The sequence below is a fragment of the Bacteroidales bacterium genome, from assembly GCA_018334875.1.
In the GTDB taxonomy this organism is placed as follows: Bacteria; Bacteroidota; Bacteroidia; order Bacteroidales; family UBA12077; genus JAGXLC01.
This window is the reverse complement of the sequence record JAGXLC010000002.1, coordinates 1-19666: the sequence shown is the minus strand read 5'-3', so window position 1 is coordinate 19666 and position 19666 is coordinate 1. Positions and strand designations below refer to the sequence as shown.

Annotated in this window: 19 protein-coding genes; 13 read left to right on the top strand and 6 right to left on the bottom strand. The window is 41.5% G+C overall.

Annotated elements, in window-relative coordinates:
- Positions 1–17 precede the first annotated feature (17 nt).
- From KGY70_00310 to KGY70_00300, 3 genes are all read left to right on the top strand, one after another.
- Positions 18–443: a hypothetical protein gene (locus KGY70_00310; GenBank protein MBS3773605.1), complete on the top strand. Its 426-nt coding sequence runs from the start codon at positions 18–20 to the stop codon at positions 441–443.
- A 74-nt stretch (positions 444–517) separates the two neighbouring features.
- Complete coding sequence (locus tag KGY70_00305) at positions 518–1096, top strand: biopolymer transporter ExbD (GenBank protein MBS3773604.1); 579 nt, start codon at positions 518–520, stop codon at positions 1094–1096.
- 18 nt (positions 1097–1114) lie between these two features.
- Complete coding sequence (locus tag KGY70_00300; GenBank protein MBS3773603.1) at positions 1115–1588, top strand: biopolymer transporter ExbD; 474 nt, start codon at positions 1115–1117, stop codon at positions 1586–1588.
- A gap of 301 nt (positions 1589–1889) precedes the next feature.
- Here KGY70_00300 and KGY70_00295 read toward each other — a convergent pair whose 3' ends face one another.
- Entirely contained in the window at positions 1890–2381 is a 492-nt protein-coding gene (locus KGY70_00295) for a YkgJ family cysteine cluster protein (GenBank protein MBS3773602.1), read from the bottom strand.
- Positions 2374–3297 (bottom strand): DMT family transporter, encoded by a 924-nt coding sequence (locus tag KGY70_00290; GenBank protein MBS3773601.1) that lies wholly within the window; start codon positions 3295–3297, stop codon positions 2374–2376. Before KGY70_00290 ends, KGY70_00295 begins: the two co-directional genes overlap by 8 nt.
- 145 nt (positions 3298–3442) lie before the next feature.
- Between KGY70_00290 and KGY70_00285 the strand changes: the two genes are divergently transcribed.
- The 3 genes from KGY70_00285 to alr all read left to right on the top strand — a co-directional run bounded on the left by KGY70_00285 (position 3443) and on the right by alr (position 6306).
- Positions 3443–3919: a MarR family transcriptional regulator gene (locus KGY70_00285; protein MBS3773600.1), complete on the top strand. Its 477-nt coding sequence runs from the start codon at positions 3443–3445 to the stop codon at positions 3917–3919.
- An 80-nt stretch (positions 3920–3999) separates the two neighbouring features.
- Entirely contained in the window at positions 4000–5136 is a 1137-nt protein-coding gene (locus KGY70_00280) for an amidohydrolase (GenBank protein ID MBS3773599.1), read from the top strand.
- Positions 5137–5154: 18 nt separating this feature from the next.
- Positions 5155–6306: an alanine racemase gene (gene alr / locus KGY70_00275; protein ID MBS3773598.1), complete on the top strand. Its 1152-nt coding sequence runs from the start codon at positions 5155–5157 to the stop codon at positions 6304–6306.
- On the opposite strand, the gene KGY70_00270 is transcribed toward alr, so the two are convergent.
- Positions 6296–6772 carry a hypothetical protein gene (locus KGY70_00270; GenBank protein MBS3773597.1) on the bottom strand — a complete coding sequence of 159 codons (477 nt, stop codon included), beginning with the start codon at positions 6770–6772 and terminating at the stop codon, positions 6296–6298. The two genes, alr and KGY70_00270, sit on opposite strands and share 11 nt — an antisense overlap.
- 11 nt (positions 6773–6783) lie before the next feature.
- A complete protein-coding gene (locus KGY70_00265) occupies positions 6784–7950 on the bottom strand; it encodes a proline dehydrogenase family protein (GenBank protein ID MBS3773596.1) in 1167 nt (388 codons plus the stop codon).
- 25 nt (positions 7951–7975) lie between these two features.
- On the opposite strand from KGY70_00265, the gene aroB reads away from it, so the two are divergent.
- Entirely contained in the window at positions 7976–9046 is a 1071-nt protein-coding gene (aroB, locus tag KGY70_00260) for a 3-dehydroquinate synthase (GenBank protein MBS3773595.1), read from the top strand.
- A gap of 47 nt (positions 9047–9093) precedes the next feature.
- On the opposite strand, the gene KGY70_00255 is transcribed toward aroB, so the two are convergent.
- Positions 9094–9753 carry a hypothetical protein gene (locus KGY70_00255; protein ID MBS3773594.1) on the bottom strand — a complete coding sequence of 220 codons (660 nt, stop codon included), beginning with the start codon at positions 9751–9753 and terminating at the stop codon, positions 9094–9096.
- A gap of 148 nt (positions 9754–9901) precedes the next feature.
- Entirely contained in the window at positions 9902–11242 is a 1341-nt protein-coding gene (locus KGY70_00250) for a hypothetical protein (protein ID MBS3773593.1), read from the bottom strand.
- 312 nt (positions 11243–11554) lie between these two features.
- Between KGY70_00250 and KGY70_00245 the strand changes: the two genes are divergently transcribed.
- The 6 genes from KGY70_00245 to priA form a co-directional block, all read left to right on the top strand.
- On the top strand, positions 11555–12166 hold the full coding sequence (locus tag KGY70_00245; protein MBS3773592.1) for a DUF479 domain-containing protein: 612 nt from the start codon (positions 11555–11557) through the stop codon (positions 12164–12166).
- Between the two features lie 75 nt (positions 12167–12241).
- Positions 12242–14449: a KamA family protein gene (locus KGY70_00240; GenBank protein ID MBS3773591.1), complete on the top strand. Its 2208-nt coding sequence runs from the start codon at positions 12242–12244 to the stop codon at positions 14447–14449.
- Positions 14446–15474, top strand: coding sequence for a type IX secretion system protein PorQ (porQ, locus tag KGY70_00235; GenBank protein MBS3773590.1), 1029 nt, complete (start codon positions 14446–14448; stop codon positions 15472–15474). Before KGY70_00240 ends, porQ begins: the two co-directional genes overlap by 4 nt.
- Before the next feature lie 18 nt (positions 15475–15492).
- Positions 15493–16209 (top strand): (d)CMP kinase, encoded by a 717-nt coding sequence (locus KGY70_00230; GenBank protein ID MBS3773589.1) that lies wholly within the window; start codon positions 15493–15495, stop codon positions 16207–16209.
- Between the two features lie 144 nt (positions 16210–16353).
- Complete coding sequence (pfkA, locus tag KGY70_00225; protein ID MBS3773588.1) at positions 16354–17334, top strand: 6-phosphofructokinase; 981 nt, start codon at positions 16354–16356, stop codon at positions 17332–17334.
- A 19-nt stretch (positions 17335–17353) separates the two neighbouring features.
- On the top strand, positions 17354–19666 hold a 2313-nt coding region (priA, locus tag KGY70_00220), incomplete at its 3' end, for a primosomal protein N' (protein MBS3773587.1).

The following is a 19666-nucleotide window of genomic DNA, read 5'->3' as shown; positions in this document are numbered from 1 at the left end:
ATAAATTATTATTAGATATGGGTATATTAAGAAGAATTATAGAAATTTTGCTTTTGGCAGGCTCCGTCATTCTGGGAGTCCTATACTATGCCGGGGGCGAAATGGCAGGCGGAGAACCCGTTTACACCAATCATATTTTGATTTGGGGAGCTATTCTGGCAGCACTTGCCGGTTTAATGGCGCTGCTTTTTCCTCTGGCACAGATTATTGCCCAACCCAAGCGGGGTAAAGGCACCCTCATTGGGATTGTCGCTCTGGCTATTTTGGTGGTTATGGCTTACAATCTCGCATCTGCTCAACCATTGAATTTCGCAAGCCCTAATCCCAATAATGTGGCGCCCATACTGAAACAGGTCGGCACAGGTTTAATTACCCTGTATCTGTTGATCGGGGTAGGAGTCGGTGCGATATTATTTACTGAGGTGTCAAAATCTTTTAAATAAAAAATATATTATGTATAATGTCCGTTTAATTAATCGGACATTATACATCAATAAACATTAAAAAATATTGAATTATGGCAAGACCAAGCGGTGAATTCAATGCAGCACCAATGGCAGACATTGCCTTCTTGCTTCTGATATTTTTCCTTGTGGCTACAACATTCGATGTAGATTCCGGAATTATGAGGAGGCTTCCTCCCATACCCGATGAACAGCAAAGACAGCAACAGGAAGACCAGCAGATCAAGGAGAGAAATGTTTTTGAGGTGTTGATTAATTCAAGCGATCAATTATTGGTAGGAGGAGAGCGGGCTGATATTAGCAATCTGAAGGAACAGGCAAAGGAATTTATTGCCAATCCCAACAATGAGCCCGATCTACCTGAAATGGAAGTTAAGGAAGTACCCTTTTTCGGACAAACCGAATGTACGAAGGGAATTATCTCTCTGCAGAACGACAGGGGTACTTCGTATGGGATGTACATCAAAGTACAGAATGAGCTTACAGCAGCTTATAATGAACTTAAGCAACAACTTGCCACGCAGCAATTTGGTGAGGAATACAGTGAATTGGAAAAAGAAGAGCAGGATGCAATAGATGAGATCTATCCGATGATTATTTCGGAAGCTGAGCCTAAAAACGTTGGACAATAAAACAGGAGGAATTACATTATGGGTAAATTTAGAAAAGAAGGGTCAAAATCAATTCCCAAAATATCAACCGCTTCGTTGCCGGATATTATTTTTATGCTTATCTTTTTCTTCATGGTAAGTACAACCATTCGCGAAACCAACCTGATGGTTCAGAACATGATGCCCGAAGCAACGGAAGTGAAAAAGCTGGAAAGAAAAGACCTGGTGAGCTATATTTACATTGGTGAACCGAAAAGGCAATTCCAGAACCTTTACGGAAGCGAACCCAGAATCCAGTTGAATGATGCTTTTGCAGGGGTTGATGATATACAAGACTATATCGTCACAGAACGGCAGCAACTTTCTGAAGGAGAGCGTCCCAAAATGACCGTTTCCCTGAAAGTTGACGGAGATACCAAAATGGGACTTGTTACGGATGTAAAGACTGCCTTGAGAAGAGCGAGCGCGTTGAAGATTCAATATGCCTCCAGAGAGGTGGATCAAGTGTATTAGCTACATTAGCTGCATTTTTTTAAGAAAGGGAATCTACTAAAGGGTTCCCTTTTTTAATGTGCAGAAAATGACAGTACATGAAGATATAAACCTTATATTTTATACCGGGAATATGAGTACTTTTCGTGCGGGTACGTCCTCTTAGTGCCCCAAAAGTAAATCTTCTGGCTGTGGGATCCACTTTTGACATTCATAAACCGGCTAACCGGCAAAAATGAAAGACTTGTTTCAGCCGGAAAGCTGATCGCGGAAAGGCTGAATCAAAATTTTTATTTTGACCATTTCCATATCATTAAGCCCCTCATTCTTTATTCTTTAACTTTTCCACCACATAAAATGCGATGGGGCAGATATAGGTATTTTTAATGGTTACATGATAATTTTTGATGAATTCCCTTTGATGGGTATGGGGGTATTCACGGCAGGATTTCGGTCGAACCTCATAGATTGAACAATAATTATCCGGCAAAAGAAAGGGACAAGGCTTACTTCTGAAAACAAAATCCCCTTCTTCGTCTTTTTGAAAATATTGTTCAGTGACCTTTGAAGGTTTTATCTTCAGGTATCTGGAAATACGGTCAATGTCTTTTTCATAAATAATAGGGCTTATAGAACGGCAACAGTTTGCACAATCCAGACAATCGTACCTGGCAAATGCTTCTTCATGTAACTCGTACAGAACATGTTCGGGCCTAAAGTTCCTTTTTTTAAGGAGTTTCTTGAAAAATTTTCGCGTTTCAGGTTCTGCCTGTGCGGCTTTTTGTCTTAATTTTTCCCTTTCTTGCCTATTCATTGGGCCGAACGTATATTTTTCCTTTCCTTAATCTGGGAATCTTTGTTATTTGAGACATAAACAGACCACTGATCACCAGGCCAATGCCCGACATTTTTATAACAGTAAGCGATTCTCCCAGAAGAAAAAATGCAAATATGGCCGTTAATACAGGAATTGCATTGGTGAATGCATTGGATTTTGTAACCCCGATCTTTTTTATGGAATAAGTAAAAAAGATAAAGGCAAAAGAGGATCCGAATATCGCCAGTTCGAGTAATGGTACAACTGCCTTTTGAACATAACCTGTTGAGATGAAACGGCTGAAATCAAAAATGAGGAAAAGTGGCAGATAGAAAAAGATACCGATGATATTGTGGTACGTTACGATGCTGATGGAATTGTATTTGCCGGATAATTTCTTAACAACAATACTGTATCCGATTCCTGCAGCAACCGCCAGAAATAATAACAATATGCCCAATGGAGTGGCCGATACGTTTTTATCTCTTTCGAAAATTACCATTCCTACTCCTATAATGGATATAACGATTCCTATAATATTGAATTTCATTACACGTTCATTGTAGAAGTAGGCGGTAACAAAAGGACTGAACAGGGGAATGGTTGAAATGATTACAGCAGATAATGTGGAAGAAACAAATTTTACACCATAACTTTCGCACAGAAAATATAAAAAAGGCTGAAAAAGCGTAACCAATACAAAGTATTTAAAATCATGTAGTTTGGGTTTTTGTAGTTGCTTGAGGGGAAGCATAAGAAGAACCAGTATGACAGAGGAAAGCACCAGACGCAAAAATACAGTGGTTATCGGTTCATAAAATTCAAAGACCATTTTATACCATACAAAAGTGAGGCTCCAGAAAGTCATAGCCATGATTACACTTATATATGCCGGTATCAGGTCTTTTTTCATAGGCTTGCACAATTGTTGCGGCAAATATCTCAAAATAATTGTTCGGAGACAAAGTTGATTGAAATAAGTTTTGTTGAACATTTTTTTCGGCAGTAAAAAATGTGTATTTTTACGGGCTTTATATAACTGTTAAATACCATGAGCAATGGCAGCCAACGCGAATGAAATTTTGCTGAAGATAAGAAAGATAGTCAGATCTATTAACCTGGAATCGAAAAAAGTTCAGAAAGAATACGGCGTAAGCATTCCACAAATTTTGTGTCTGGAATACCTGAACAGGGCAAATAATTACCAGGCCACACAAAAAGAACTGCGGGATTATTTAAGCCTTAATTCCAGTACAGTTTCCGGAATTATTAACAGGCTTGAAAAAAGGGGATATATTGCACGGCTTCCTAAAAGGGCAGACAAGCGTAGAACCCATATTGTAATGACTTCAAAAGGGTCCGAGTTACTGAATAAAACTCCCCTTCTTCTGCACGAGAAATTAACCAAAAAATTGGAAAATGTCCCCAATGACCATACCTCTGATATCAATGACGCCCTGGATTTGATCATCGATTACCTGGGTATTGATGATGTCGATGCTTCTCCCGTTATAACGGTGGAAGATAAGTTATAAATTGAGCAAGTATAGGGATAAGGTTAGATGAAGAAATTTTTCATGTTTGTTTGTACAGAAACTATTTGAATCCAATAAGATTGAGATATAATAAATCCAGGCTTAAAGAGCTGAGGCAAAAACTACATAAATTTCCCGAATTGTCAGGTAGTGAGTACAATACTGCCAGGCTAATCAAACAGGAGCTGCATACATACCAGCCGGATCATATCATGGATAATTTGGGCGGAAATGGAGTGGCAGCTATATTCTACGGGAAAGAGACCGGCCCGTCGGTGTTGTTCCGCTGTGATATGGATGCCCTGCCCATTCGGGAAACCAATCCTTTTAGCTATAAGTCTTCTTATGAAGGTGTGGCCCATAAATGTGGTCATGATGGTCATATGGCTATCATATTGGGAGTTGCTGAAGCCATTTACAATGATCCCCCCCGAAAGGGAAGCATTATCCTTCTTTTTCAACCTTCTGAAGAAAATGGGCAGGGAGCGAAAAATGTGCTGGATGATGAAAAATTCCGGCATATTCGGCCTGATTTTGTATTTGCCCTTCATAATCTTCCGGGATATCCCGAAGGATCAATTATTTTACGGAAAGGAGTATTTGCTTCAGCTTCAAAAGGGATGATCAACCGGTTATATGGAAGAACATCCCATGCCGCTGAACCTGAAAAAGGCAACAGCCCGGCACTGGCTATGGCAGATATTGTGAGGGACCTGACTTTTCTACCCCAAACCCATTCATTTGAAGATTTTACCCTTGCTACCATCATTCATTCAAAACTCGGAGAAGTAGCCTTTGGTACCACACCCGGCTATGCAGAGGTAATGGCTACACTGAGAACTTATTCAAACCGGGACATGGACTTGCTGACTGATCAATCCATTAAACTGGTCAATGCGCATAGTTCCCGTTTCAATTTGAGTGTAGAAATTGACTGGACCGAAGAATTTCCGGCTACGGTGAATGACAATGAGGCACTGGCTACTCTTGAACAGGCCGCAAAACACAATAACAGGCAAATCATTTATGTTGAGGAACCCTTGCGATGGTCGGAAGATTTTTCAAACTTTACATTGAAATATCCGGGGGCGCTTTTTGGTCTTGGATCAGGTATAAGTCATCCTCAATTACATAGTCCGGATTACGATTTTCCGGAAAGTATTCTTGACAAAGGAATAGAAATTTTCTTTGAGCTTTATCGGCATTATTTGAAATAATAATGAGAACTTTATTTTATGGCTGCTACATCGGTAATTGAAATCAATCGCTCAGCATTGATCCATAATCTCACCTTTTTAAAAGATTATCTGGGAAAGGATACCAAAATTTCCTCGGTGGTTAAGGCCAATGCTTATGGTCATGGTATCGAGCAGTTTGTGCCTATCGCGGAATCTGCAGGTATCGATCATTTTGCTGTTTTTAGTGGTGATGAGGCAAAGAGAGTATATCATGTAAAGCAGGATGCTACAGACATCATGGTCATGGGCTGGATGAACCAGGAAGAACTTGAATGGGCAGTGAAAAATGGTGTGGAATTCTTCGTATTCGAACAGGAAAAGCTGGAAGAAGCCCTCGAACTGGCCAAACAATTCAACACCAGGGCCATTATTCACATTGAAGTGGAAACCGGAATGAACCGTACCGGTTTTAGTCAAAAGGTCCTCCATAAAGTAGTTAAGCTGATCAATACCAATCAGGAATATTTTCATGTGAGGGGTTTATGCACCCACTATGCCGGAGCTGAAAGTATTGCCAATCACGTCAGGGTTCAGCGCCAGATAAAAAAATATAACCGGGTTTATAAATGGATCACCAACAGGGGTATAACTCCGGAACTACGGCATACGGCCTGTTCTGCTGCGGCCATTGTTTACCCCAAAACCCGGATGGACATGGTTCGGGTGGGAATTCTGCAATATGGATTTTGGCCCAGCCCTGAGACTTTTATCCATTTCGTTCATAAAAGGATGGAAAAATCCGAAGTTTTGAAAAGGGTGCTGAATTGGAAAAGTCAGATCATGAGTCTCAAGGAGGTTAAAGAAGGGGAGTTTGTTAGTTACGGCACGCACTATATGGCCCAGGAAGAGAAAACAATAGCCATTATTCCCGTAGGTTATGCACATGGTTATAGCCGCTCCCTCAGTAATCAGGGCCGGGTGCTTATTCACGGTCACAGAGTGCCTGTAATCGGCATAGTAAACATGAACATGCTGATTGTGGACGTCACTCAGGTGACAGATGTAAGAAAAGGGGATGAAGTCGTGCTGATCGGTGATCAGGATGGTGTGACCATTACGCTGGCATCTTTTGCTGATTTTAATAATCAGTTGAATTATGAACTCCTGGCCCGTTTACCTATTGATATTCCCAGAAAAATCATCGATTAATATGTTGATTCAGGGCTTTCTTCAAGTTGTTGAATTCTTCTTCATTAAGAGCTGATAAGCTGATTGGCGGGTATTTGGCTATACCCTGGGGTGTTTTTACAAAAAGCACAATCTCCTGTTTGAATGGTGAAGGCCTTTCAATTTTGTATCCCTGAAATTTATCTTTGCTGATTTCAATGGAATATCTTTTATTCTTAAAAGGGCGAAGCGGAATATATCTGAAGAGGAGCTTGTTGTTCTCATCGGCAAAATAAATGTAATTATAATCTTTTAGATATTCATAGATGTTTTGTCCCACATATAATATACTGATTATGACTGCCCAGTAATATCTGTCAAGTCCCAGAAACTTGTTGCTGATCATATCGGTTGTAAGTAAAACCACTACCATTACAATAAAAGCTATTACCATTACATACCGCATTTGGCTGATAACTAATGTCTTTTTTGAATTTTCAATTCTCATTTTCCCGTAATTTATTTGGTTTTACGTCTTTTTAGTTCTTTTTTTATTAACTCGAGTTCTCTGTTTGTCTGGCCCCTTGCAGAGGTATTCTCTTCCGCTCTCCTGATAAGATAGGGCATTACATTTTTAACCGGCCCATAGGGCAAATATTTGGCTACATTATAACCTGCATTTGCCAAGTTGTAAGAGATGTGGTCGCTCATTCCAAATAATTGGGAAAAGTATATGCGCTCATCATCTCTGGGTATTTGGTGTTTGTCCATGAGTTCCACCAAATAGAGCGAGCTGCTTTCGTTATGTGTACCGTTAAAAATAGCAATTTTTTCAATATTTTCTACAGAAAACTTTAGGGCATCGTTATAATCCCGGTCAGTACTCGCTTTGTCCGGATGTATGGGAGACAGATATCCGTACTGTTGAGCCCATTTTCTTTCTTTTTCCATATATGCGCCTCTGACAAATTTGGCCCCGTATTTAAAATTCTCTTTTTGAGCCACTTCAAATTCTTTTGTCAGAAAATCCAGCCTGTCCCACCGGTACATTTGCAAGGTGTTGAATACAATGGCTTTCTCGCGGTTGTATTTTCTCATCATCTCTCTGGCCACTTCATCAATGATGTATTGATAACATACCTCTTCAGCATCAATTAAAATAGGTAATCCGTATTGATATGCCGTACCACAAAGGGTATCAATTCGGTTCCGAAAATCATTCACTTCGGTCTGTTCTTTATCTGTCAGTTTTTGATTGGAACTTGCCTTTTCAAGAACTGCGCTTCTTGCAAAAGCCGTGGGTTTGAAAACTGCAAAAGGAATGTTTTCGTTTTTACCTGCATTTTCTATGGCTCTGAGTGTTTCCTCCAGTGCGGCCTTGATGTCTTCAGGGTCTTCTTTCCCTTCCACACTGTAATCCAATATGGATTTCACATTGTATTTTGCCATAGACTCCACCACTGGCTTACATTCTTCAATGGTTTCCCCTCCACAGAATTGTTTATAAACAGTGGGTTTGACAATCCATTTTATGGGTAAACTTGTTTTAAGAGCGAAATGGGTGAATAATTTACCCGTCTTTACAATGTATGGTCTGGCCAGGGTATTAAAAAGGAAGCGCGCTCTTTTTAAATCTATGTTAGTTTTATTTTGAAATGCTATTTTTGTATTTTCGAAATCAATCATTTTTCTTTGATTTTTATTTTTAAATATGCAAATATTATCATTCAAAAGCAAAATTTTAGTCCATTCTGAAATTGAATTGCAACTTTTGTCGGTAATCGATGAATTGAAACCCGGCAAGATATTCCTGTTAACAGACAACAATACTTATTCCTTTTGTCTTCCACATTTTGAAAATCTGATGCAACGGGAAAAGGTTGCTGTATTGGAGATTGGGCAAGGGGAATCCCAAAAGGTTATCAGTACTGTGATAGAAATATGGAATTTCTTACAAGACCACGGAGCAGATCGTGAATCCCTGTTGGTCAATCTTGGAGGGGGGATGTTGTTGGATATCGGTGGTTTTGCTGCTTCCACTTTTAAACGGGGGATGAAATTTGTAAACATTCCCACCACGCTTCTTTCTATGGTGGATGCCTCAGTGGGCGGCAAAACAGGTATCAATCTAAACGATTACAAGAATCACATTGGCACCTTTTCCCAACCGGAATATGTGCTGATATCACCGGTTTTTCTGAGAACGCTAAGTATTCGCCAGATATATGCAGGTTGGGCAGAAATGTTAAAACATGGAGTAATCCGGTCTGAGACCCATTTGCAAAAAATACTGGATGCAGATCCCGGGGATATTGATGAAGTGGCTTTAACCGGGCTGATTTCCGAATCCGTACAAATAAAAAATTATTTTGTGCAAGAAGATCCGTATGAGAAGAATCTGCGAAAAGTTTTAAATTTCGGCCATACTATAGGTCATGCATTTGAGAGTTTGGCTTTTTCCCTTGAAAATCCGCTTTTGCACGGTGAAGCAGTGGCCAATGGTTTGATTTGCGAATTATTTCTTTCGGCAAAATTTTATGATCCGCAAGAGCACATCATCAGAGAAGTTACGGATTATATTGGCAGTAAATACCGGCCCATAAAATTGTCGGAAAAAGATTTCGATAAGGTTTATAAATATTTGCTGCAGGACAAAAAGAATACGGGGAACAAGATCAATTTTACCCTGATACGACAAATCGGAGAACCTTTAACCAACCAGTATATCAGCAGGGAGCATATAGAGGAAGCCCTGAAGTTTTATATAAACAAAATAGCGTGAGAATTATTCTTGAATGATTTGGGTTAGAAAGCGAATCGGGAAAAATGCTATTCTTCTTCCCCGTTTTGGCTTACTTTTTTGTCTTTACTATAGGCAATTCCTTTGAACGTAGCACTGGGTAATTCTCCAAAGGCAATGGTAATGTTTTTATTGGTTATTAGGACAAATTGGGCGTTGATATTGGCTGCCTTTTTCTTAAGTATAGTTTCCGCCCTCATTTCTAGTGATTTGGGTGTATCGTACCCCCTGCTTGAGCCTTCTACCTTAGCCTGTATTTCTTTTACCTTATAAAGCCCCTGAGTATTATTTTTGTTTTTGAGTATCTTGACCTTCCTCCAATTATACCTTCCCGGATATTTTGGAGGAGATTCATTAAGCGTTTCTACCCGGCCCCAGTTGTAAATGATCTTATGCACCCTGTCCTTGCCTAGTCTCCTTAGATCACTATCCCCTACCTCAGTGTAAATAATGCTGTCGTAAGTTATCTTTAGCACATTTACGTACATCGGGTCATCTTCAAACATTTGTATAGTATCGGCACGTTGTTTTTTTTCTTCTTCTGTGAATTTGTTGTCTTTCGTTTCCGAAGAATCTGTGCTTTGTTTTAGTGTATCAGGGGAAGTGTTGGTTGTGTCCTGAGAAAACAGATACACCGGAATCATGAAAAGCAAAAGGAGCAGTGTTATTTTAAAACAATAAGCTTTCATTTCTTTGTTGCTTTGGGGTCTTACAAAAATAAATTTTTATCGTATGAAATTCAAAGAATCTGATCAATCAAATGAAAAAATTGTGCCAAAAAAAGCGGCTTTAATTTAAAAAGCCGCTTTTTTGGTTTATTAGAGAGGAGCAGTGTTTCTACAAATTATTTTTCTGCATGAACTCCTCCAGAATATCGTCCAGATCAGGCTTGCCAATCTCATCCAGGTCATAATATACCCGGGTATTGGGTTTCCTTATGGTTATTAGCCGGTTAAGATCAATAGGGGTACCAATGACCACCGAATCACAATCCGTGTTGTTGATTGTTTTTTCAAGGTCTTTGATTTGTTCTTTTCCGTACCCCATAGCTGGAAGCAATGCACCTATCCCCGGATATTTACGGAAGGTTTCCTTCAATCTCCCAACTGTGTATGGTCTTGGATCGATAATTTCAGAAGCTCCGAATTTTCGGGCGGCAACAGTACCTGCCCCGATTTTCATCTCTCCGTGCGTTAGTGTTGGCCCATCTTCTACCACCAATACGCGCTTTCCCCTGATAACGGAAGGATCCTCTACGCGGATCGGTGAAGCTCCATCGACGACGGTAGCATTGGGGTTAACCCTGGCGGTGTTGTCTCTTACGGTTTGTACATCCTGTGGATTGGAACTGTCTATTTTGTTGATTATTACTACATCAGCCAGCCGCAGATTGACTTCACCGGGAAAATAATTGAGCTCGTGGCCAGCCCGGTGAGGATCGGCTACCGTAATATTCAGGTCTGCCTGATAAAATGGAAAATCATTGTTTCCTCCATCCCAGAGTATTACGTCACAACCTTTGGGGTCATTTTCCGCTTCCCTTAAAATGGCTTCATAGTCAACCCCTGCATATATCACATTTCCCCTTACAATATGCGGTTCGTATTCCTCCATTTCTTCGATGGTGCATTCATGTTTCCCGAGATCTTCAAGTTCTGCAAATCTTTGTACCTTTTGTTTCTCCAGATCACCATAAGGCATGGGATGACGAATGGCTACAACTTTTAATCCTTTTGCCATTAATGTTTCAATTACCTTTCTTGATGTCTGGCTCTTGCCACAGCCTGTTCTTACAGCACCTACTGATATAACCGGTTTGGTGCTCCTGATCATGGTGTCCTTTGGGCCCAGCAGCATGAAATTCGCTCCTGCATTGTGAACAATTGAGCTAACGCTCATAACATGTTGGTAAGGTACATCGCTGTATGAAAATACGCAGTCGTCAACCTTCAAATCTTGAATTAATTTTGGCAAATCTTCTTCCGCATAAATGGGAATTCCATCAGGATATAACGCTTCTCCGGCCAGGCTGGCAGGATATTTTCTTCCCTCAATATCGGGAATCTGTGTTGCGGTAAAGGCTACTACATTAAAATCGCTGTTTCCGCGGAAGTATGTGTTAAAATTGTGAAAATCCCTTCCTGCTGCTCCAAGAATGATTACATTTCTTTTTGCCATAATGATATCTTTTTTGAAATAATGATTATTGAATTTGATTCGTTCCGGCAAATTTATATCATTCCCTGAAAATATAGCCATATGTACTGGCTCTTTAAACCCGCTACAATGAAGCCAATTCTTAAGGTCTTTCTGAATTGACAGGGGGTTTACGCCCAGTGAATGTTTAATAACATATAGATGGCTGACTGTTATTCTGGTTTTTTCAGGAAATGCCCCTTTCTTTATTATTTTTGGAATAATTCGGGTAAAAATTTAGTCAGACAATTTATACTAAAAATTGGTCTGATAAGTCTATATTAATGGAACATTATGAATTTACTGGCACATATTTATTTGTCCGGCGAGGACGATCTGGTGAAGATCGGTAATTTTATGGGAGATTATGTCAAAGGTAAAAGATATTTGGATTATCGTGAGCCTTTACAAAAAGGTATTCTTTTGCACAGAGCTATAGACAGTTTTACCGATCACCACAGCAGACCGAAAAAGGTTAAGAAGCTCCTGCGGCCCATCTATCATAAATATTCGGGTATAGTGGTGGATATTTTCTATGATCATTTTCTGACCACTAACTGGTCTCAATTTTCGGCTACATCTCTTGAAGCGTTTGTGGAGCACTTTCATCAGGTGCTTCGGAATAAATTTCAGATTTTACCTGCCCCGGTACAATCTTTTGTTCCCAGGATGATTGAGCGGAAAAGGCTCCTTTCATACGGAGAAATGGAGGGGGTAAAAAAAGCCCTCAAAATTATGGCGCAACATACATCACTGCCCGATAAAACCGATGATGCCATGAATATTTTATCCGAACATTATAAAATTTTCAACAACAACTTTTTCTTATTTTTCCCTCAACTTATAGAACATGTAAAGAAACAATACGGCATCAGTATCTGTTATTCTTGTAATTCAGGGAAATAACGTTTTTTTACAGGTGTCATTTTTTTTTAATTTTGAACATTTACCAACGTGTGTATTTTGAATAAATGATATAGCATGAGCAATCAAAACACATTTGAAAGTGTAAAAATCGATCCCAAATCGGAACGCATATTGGCGCAGATTCTTGATGAAAACCCGGATATACGTCATATATTAACCGGCTCTGATGATGAAAAGGAAGTGTATGCGGCTCTGAGAAAATGGATCCTGGATCAGATAGATGATAATTCCATTGCATTAAAATATTATTCCAACGAGATAAGCGGGAGGGATGCCTTCAAAAAATTCAAGTGGAAGGAGTACGGGGCGATCCGGATACTGGATTATATTGATCATGAAGGAATGGAATATGATGATCCCAATCTCAGAGGAGAAAGGTACTACAATCATCCCATCCGCATTTTGTGGCTGGCTGCGACACAGGGTAAAGGTGGTGGCAAACCTCCTTTTTTCACGGATATGTTGCATCTTTTCAGGCAGATAAACGGGAAAAGTCACAGGGAATTCCCAGATAAGCAGCGGATAATGGAATGGATGGAGCGCCATCCTTCGGGCCTGGATCCTGAAATTGTTGAAATCAGACGGGAAAACAGAGATCGGATACTTAATACTTTTATCCGCAAGATAGACGAAGGAGAGATGAATGGCTCCTTCCTCGATTTGGACCCATCCTGGAGCCATGAAAAAAAATTAAATAAGATGCAGGAATGGTGGAGTTCAAAATTATTCCACCTTAAGATGGCCATTCGCTCACCTGAACTGTTGAATGAGATGCTGGATCATTCCCTCGATCCGGATACAATGGATATTCTTTATCAGGCACGGGAGGCAGGTATTCCCTTTTTTGTCAATCCTTACTATTTATCTTTATTGGATACAAGGGCAAACCCAAAGTTTATCGGAGCCGATCAGGCAATCAGAGATTATGTGATTTACAGCAGGCAGCTTGTCAAGGAGTTTGGCCATATTGTTGCATGGGAGAAGGAAGATATTGTAGAGCCGGGTAAGCCGAATGTCGCCGGATGGCTGCTGCCTGAAGGACATAATATCCATCGCCGGTACCCGGATGTCGCCATTTTGATTCCCGATTCCATGGGTAGGGCATGCGGAGGTTTATGCGCTTCCTGTCAGAGGATGTATGACTTCCAGCGGGGAAACCTTAATTTCAACCTGGATAAATTAAAACCCGGGGAAACATGGCCCGATAAGCTGCAAATATTAATGGATTATTTTCGTAAGGATGCTCAATTGAGAGATATTCTTATAACTGGAGGGGATGCCCTGATGAGTGCCGATAAATCCCTGAAAAGAATCCTGGATGCGGTATATGATATGGCATTGCAAAAAAAGGAAGACAATAAATCAAGAGCCGACGGAGATAAATATGCTGAGATGGTAAGGGTGAGACTGGGAACCCGTCTGCCTATTTATATGCCTCAAAGAATTGACGGTTCACTGATTGAAGTATTGTCTGAATTCAAGGAAAAGGCCTCAAAAATTGGAATCAAACAGTTTGTTATCCAAACCCATTTTGAGACGGCCATGGAAGTGACTCCCGAAGCAAAAAAGGCTGTGGAGAAGCTTATTTCAGCCGGATGGATTGTTACCAATCAGCAGGTATTCACCGCTGCCGCTTCCAGAAGAGGCCATACGGCAAAGTTGCGCAAAGTACTCAGTGAGATCGGGGTGTTGCCTTATTATACATTTTCCGTGAAGGGTTTTATGGAAAACTACCACAATTTTGCCACCAATGCCCGTTCCATACAGGAACAAATTGAAGAGAAGGCGATTGGTGAAGTTTCCTACCGGAATTACCGCAAAATCAAGAAATTCACTGAGAAAGCTTCTGACATTAAGCGTTCCATTCGGGTTTTACTCGAAGATGAAGATGCTCCTTTTATCGGCACCGACCGAAATGTACTGAATATGCCCGGTGTGGGTAAAAGCTTAACTTTCCGAACTGTGGGAATAACCCGGCAAGGTAGAAGAATATTAAGCTTTGATCACGACCATACCCGGAGACACAGTCCTGTAATCGATAAGATGGGCAGCATAACAATTGTTGAATCCAAGGCGATATCTGATTATATGCAGCAGTTGGAAGATATGGGCGAGGATATCAATGAATATGAGAGCATTTGGGGTTATTCTCTTGGGGAGACAGAAGAAAGAATCCCCATATATGAATATCCGGAATATGATTTTTCCGTCACAGACCATCTCACTAACTTCAGTATGACGGAAAAAGAAACGTCTGAATGATCATGCGCAATATTCTCTTTGTGCCGTTGTTGTTGTTTTCGCTGAGCACCAATGCACAGGTGGGAGGAGGTACCACCTACGGTTTTCTGAATCTCACCACTTCTGCACGTGCCATGGCTTTGGGTACCAAAAGCATTGCCATTAATGATGATGACCTGAATCTTGTTTACTATAATCCGGCTTTACTTAGCGGCAATATGGAACATCATCTGGGCATGAACTATGTGAATTATTTTGGCGGGATCAATTATGGGTATGTGGCCTATTCTCCCGGAAAAATCAATAGATATAATGTTTCCACCGGTCTGCATTATTTAAATTATGGTGAATTTCAGGGTGCTGATGAAGAGGGGATCAAAACAGGTACATTTCGCGCTTCGGAATATGCATTGAATTTGACTGCGAGTCGCCCTCTGGATTCAAATTTTACAGTGGGGGTACATCTAAAACCCGTATATTCCCACCTTGATGAGTACAGATCTTTTGGAGTAGCTGCCGATATAGGCCTTTTGTATACCGACTCAGCCGGCCTGTTCTCCGCAGCTCTGGTTTTGGAGAATTTAGGCACCCAGATTATCCCCTATACCTCTAATCAATACGAGAGCCTTCCTTTTGAAATACAGATCGGAGCCTCTTTAAAATTGAAACATGCTCCGTTTCGTTTTATTGTTGTAGCTGAGCATCTTGAAAAACCTGATTTGACTTTTCAAAGACCCGATAAAACGAGGCTTATATATACCTATTATCAGGGTGGTCGGCAGGATGTAAGCTTTTTGGATAAGGTGATGCGCCACATGATATTTGGAGTCGAACTTACTCCGGTGGAGAATTTTTATATCAGGGGAGGTTACCATTATCGCAGAAGACAAGAGATGAAGGTAGAATCAAAGATTTCTACCGTTGGATTTTCCTGGGGATTTGGAATCCGGATATACAAATTTTATCTGAATTACGGCCGCGGTACCTATCATCTCGCAGGAGGAACGAGTCATTTCTCAGTTAGAATCAATTTGAATGAGTTTTAAATATTGTTTATGATAACGGTGCAAAGATTAATCATAGCGGTGGACGGGTATTCGTCAACGGGTAAGAGCACACTGGCCAGGGATCTGGCCCGCCATTTCCGGATTAAATATATAGACAGTGGTGCCATGTACCGTGCTGTAACGCTTTATTCCCTGAGAAACGGCCTCTATGATCCCCGGAAAGAAATAGTGGATGAAGACAGGCTGAAAGAGGCGCTCCCTTTTATTGATATAGATTTTCATGTTGATGAAAAGTCCGGGGAGCAGTCAACCATGCTGAACGGAGAAAATGTGGAGCAGTTGATACGGACAATGGAAGTCAACAAGGCAGTGAGTCAGATCAGTCAGGTGAAATTTGTCAGGGAAAAAATGGTGGAAAAGCAAAGGGCTTTTGCCGAAGAAGGAGGGTTGGTCATGGATGGACGGGATATTGGCACGGTAGTTTTTCCTGATGCCGATGTAAAAATATTTCTTACCGCCTCATCAGGGGTGAAAGCTCAAAGGCGTTTTGATGAGCTTAAAGAAAAAGGGTATGAGGTGAACTGGGATGAAGTATTCCAAAATGTCAGGGAAAGAGATTACATGGATGAGAATCGGGATGAAAGTCCTCTGAGGAAAGCCCGGGATGCTGTGTTGTTGGATAACAGCCATCTTACCAGGGAAGAACAACTGGCAAATGCCCTTGAGATTGTAAGAAGCAAAACAGGAATTACCGGAACAACTGGCGATGGGTGATTTAAGTTCTGTTTAGCCCCTGTTAAAGTTGTACGGAGATATAATTGAATGTATCTCTAAGCGTTTTTTCACGCAAAATATGCAGATATACCAGATGGTGATTGTATTTTTGTATCTTATTTGAAGCATATAAGGATTTAAATTATGACTAAATTCAGAAAAATAGGTGTATTGACCTCCGGCGGAGATGCCCCCGGAATGAATGCTGCCATACGGGCAGTTACCAGAACAGCACTGTATCATGAAATAAGTGTGGTTGGTATAAAGAATGGTTATCAGGGCATGATTATGGGGCAGTTTATGGAATTGGAATCTTATATGGTCGGTGATATCATTCAGCGGGGAGGTACAATACTTAAATCAGCCCGGAGCGAAGAGTTTAAAACGGAAGAAGGACGGAAAAAGGCCTACGAAAATCTTAAACAGGAGAACATTGATGGAGTTGTGGTTATTGGAGGCGACGGTAGCTTCAGAGGCGCCAGGGTGTTTACGGAAGAGTTTAATATACCTTTTGTAGGCATACCGGGAACCATTGATAACGACCTGTATGGTGCGGATTATACCATTGGTTATGATACCGCGCTGAATACAATTGTGGAATCTGTTGATAAGATCAGGGACACAGCCAGTTCGCACGACCGTTTGTTTTTTATTGAGGTAATGGGGCGTGATGCCGGATTTCTTGCCCTGAGAGGAGGAATTGCAACCGGTGCAGAAGCCATCCTGATACCCGAGATCAATTACGATACCACCAATCTGAAAGAACACCTGGCCAAATATTATAAACGGAAAAAGCTGACCAACATCGTATTGGTGGCTGAAGGGGATGAAACCGGCGGCGCTTTCGAGGTAGCCGAACAGGTCAGGGAAGATTTCAAAGGGTTTGATATCAGGGTCACGGTTTTAGGTCACATTCAGCGCGGAGGGCCCCCTTCGGCTTTTGACCGTGTGATTGCAAGTCAAATGGGAGCTGCTGCCGTTGACGCTTTGATGGATGACCAGAAAAGTGTTATGGTGGGTTTGATGAACCGGCAAATTGTTCATGTGCCTTTCAATAAAACCATCAAACATCAGAAAGATGTAAACAGAAATTTACTGGATCTGCAGGAGATACTATCTATTTAAGAGGGCAGCTTGAAAGTTTATGGCAAAATCCGGTTTATACGTTGATGTTCTTCTCCCTCTGGCACTACCCGGTGCCTTTACTTACCATGTGGATTCCGGTCACGCTGGACGGGTAGAACCCGGTAAAAGAGTGATTGTACAGTTTGGGAGACGAAAGTACTATTCCGCCATCATTTACAGGGTGCATTATGATGAACCAAAGGAATATAAAACCAAACCTGTGCAAACGGTTCTGGACGATCAGCCGGTGATCAATTCCTTTCAGATGCGGTTGTGGGAATGGATGGCTCAATATTACATGTGTACTTTGGGTGAAGTTTACAAGGCCTCCCTGCCTTCCGGGCTGAAGCTTGAAAGTGAGACAAAGGTGGTTTATCAGCCTGCTTTCGATGAGCATGCTGCTTCGCTGACAGAAAAAGAGGCATTGATACTCGATGTGCTTAAGGATGAGAATGTGCTTGGATTGAAAGAACTGGCCGATAAAACCGGAAGAAAGGATGTGTTGCCCATTGTCAATTCCCTGATGAACAAGCAGGCCCTCACTGTTGAGGAGAAACTGAAAGATGCCTACAAACCCAGAAAGGAAAGCTTCGTGAAGCTGAACTTTGGCCCGGAAGATGAACAAATGCTGAATCAGACGTTTAAACAGCTCAAGAATGCACCCAAACAGGTTGAAATTCTGATGTATCTGATCAAATTATTGAGGAATCAGGGCAATGATTCAGATGGCTTTGTTCCACGGCAAAAATTGCTTAAGGAGACTTCCGGCGGCACGTCTCCCCTGAAGGGTTTGATTGACAAAGGTGTTGTAATTCAGGAAGATCGGGAGATAAGCCGGATCGGGGAAGGAAATCATAAACAGGGTGGAATAAAAGATCTGACCTCTGCCCAACAAGAAGCCTATGACCAAATTCAAAGGGGGTTTGAGGAAAAGGAGGTTGCCTTGTTGCATGGTATTACTTCCAGCGGGAAAACAGAAATATACATTCATCTGATTAGGGAACAACTTAAGAAAGGGAACCAGGTATTGTATCTTTTGCCTGAGATTGCACTGACTTCCCAGATCATCCACAGGCTGAAGGCTGTATTTGGGGAGCAGGTGGGGGTATATCATTCAAAGTTTCCCGACAACGAAAGGGTAGAGGTTTATCAGAAACTGCTTAATCAGCATGAAACAGACAAGTTCCGGGTGATCCTTGGGGTCCGCTCTTCAATTTTTCTGCCTTTCTCAAAGCTTGGCTTGGTGATTGTAGATGAGGAGCACGAAAATACCTACAAGCAATTTGATCCTGCTCCGCGTTACCATGCCCGTGATGCCGCCATCATGCTGGCCCGGATGCACGGGGCGAAAACCCTTCTGGGTACGGCTACTCCCTCCATAGAAAGCTATTACAATGCAAAAAGGGGAAAATATGGATTGGTGGAACTGATGACCCGCTATCTTGATATTCAGTTACCACAGATACTTATTGGCGATATACTGGAAGCCAAGAAAAAAAAGGAGATGAGCTCCCATTTTACCCCAACGTTGATTGAAAACATGGATGAGGCCCTGAAAAACAACGAACAGATCATTCTCTTCCAGAACAGAAGGGGTTTTTCTCCTTACATGCAATGCGAACAGTGCGGCTGGATTCCCGAGTGCAAGCATTGTGATGTGAGCCTGACCTATCACCGCCGTTCCAATAATCTGATTTGCCATTATTGCGGATATTCGGTTAGCGTACCTCAAACCTGTCCTGCCTGCGAGAGCCAGCAAATTGCTACCCGCGGCTTTGGCACTGAGAAGGTGGAGGATGAAATTCCCCTTTTCCTGCCTGATGCCCGTGTTAAACGCATGGATTTGGATTCCACACGTTCCAGGAATGCTTATGAAAACATCATTGCTTCCTTCGAGAATCATGAGATTGACATTCTTGTGGGAACCCAGATGGTTTCCAAGGGCTTGGACTTCGATAATGTAAGCGTGGTAGGCATTCTGAATGCCGATAACATGCTGAACTTTCCTGATTTCAGGGCCTTTGAGCGTAGTTATCACCTTATGGCGCAGGTGAGCGGTCGGGCCGGACGAAAAAAGAAACAGGGGAGAGTGGTCATACAAACCAGCCAGCCCAACCATAGCATTATTAAAAATGTGCTGGAAAATGATTTTTACGGTATGTATCAGAGCCAGCTCCGCGAACGGAAAGAATTTATGTATCCCCCTTACTACCGGCTGGTGAAGATATTGCTCAAACACCGGAATCGGGAAGTCTTGAACGACGCTTCAGAACTGCTTAAGAAGGAATTGCAGAAAATGTTCGGCTATCGCGTGCTGGGCCCCCAGGATCCT

What these genes read in the sequence shown, in the direction of transcription:
- KGY70_00290 (MBS3773601.1), bottom strand. Translation starts at nt 3,297, where the DNA reads ATGAAAAAAGACCTGATACCGGCATATATAAGTGTAATCATGGCTATG.
- KGY70_00265 (MBS3773596.1), bottom strand. Translation starts at nt 7,950, where the DNA reads ATGATTGATTTCGAAAATACAAAAATAGCATTTCAAAATAAAACTAAC.
- KGY70_00255 (MBS3773594.1), bottom strand. Translation starts at nt 9,753, where the DNA reads ATGAAAGCTTATTGTTTTAAAATAACACTGCTCCTTTTGCTTTTCATG.
- aroB (MBS3773595.1), top strand. Translation starts at nt 7,976, where the DNA reads ATGCAAATATTATCATTCAAAAGCAAAATTTTAGTCCATTCTGAAATT.
- KGY70_00250 (MBS3773593.1), bottom strand. Translation starts at nt 11,242, where the DNA reads ATGGCAAAAAGAAATGTAATCATTCTTGGAGCAGCAGGAAGGGATTTT.
- KGY70_00285 (MBS3773600.1), top strand. Translation starts at nt 3,443, where the DNA reads ATGGCAGCCAACGCGAATGAAATTTTGCTGAAGATAAGAAAGATAGTC.
- KGY70_00270 (MBS3773597.1), bottom strand. Translation starts at nt 6,772, where the DNA reads ATGAGAATTGAAAATTCAAAAAAGACATTAGTTATCAGCCAAATGCGG.
- KGY70_00305 (MBS3773604.1), top strand. Translation starts at nt 518, where the DNA reads ATGGCAAGACCAAGCGGTGAATTCAATGCAGCACCAATGGCAGACATT.
- alr (MBS3773598.1), top strand. Translation starts at nt 5,155, where the DNA reads ATGGCTGCTACATCGGTAATTGAAATCAATCGCTCAGCATTGATCCAT.
- KGY70_00310 (MBS3773605.1), top strand. Translation starts at nt 18, where the DNA reads ATGGGTATATTAAGAAGAATTATAGAAATTTTGCTTTTGGCAGGCTCC.
- KGY70_00295 (MBS3773602.1), bottom strand. Translation starts at nt 2,381, where the DNA reads ATGAATAGGCAAGAAAGGGAAAAATTAAGACAAAAAGCCGCACAGGCA.
- porQ (MBS3773590.1), top strand. Translation starts at nt 14,446, where the DNA reads ATGATCATGCGCAATATTCTCTTTGTGCCGTTGTTGTTGTTTTCGCTG.
- KGY70_00245 (MBS3773592.1), top strand. Translation starts at nt 11,555, where the DNA reads ATGAATTTACTGGCACATATTTATTTGTCCGGCGAGGACGATCTGGTG.
- KGY70_00300 (MBS3773603.1), top strand. Translation starts at nt 1,115, where the DNA reads ATGGGTAAATTTAGAAAAGAAGGGTCAAAATCAATTCCCAAAATATCA.
- KGY70_00240 (MBS3773591.1), top strand. Translation starts at nt 12,242, where the DNA reads ATGAGCAATCAAAACACATTTGAAAGTGTAAAAATCGATCCCAAATCG.
- pfkA (MBS3773588.1), top strand. Translation starts at nt 16,354, where the DNA reads ATGACTAAATTCAGAAAAATAGGTGTATTGACCTCCGGCGGAGATGCC.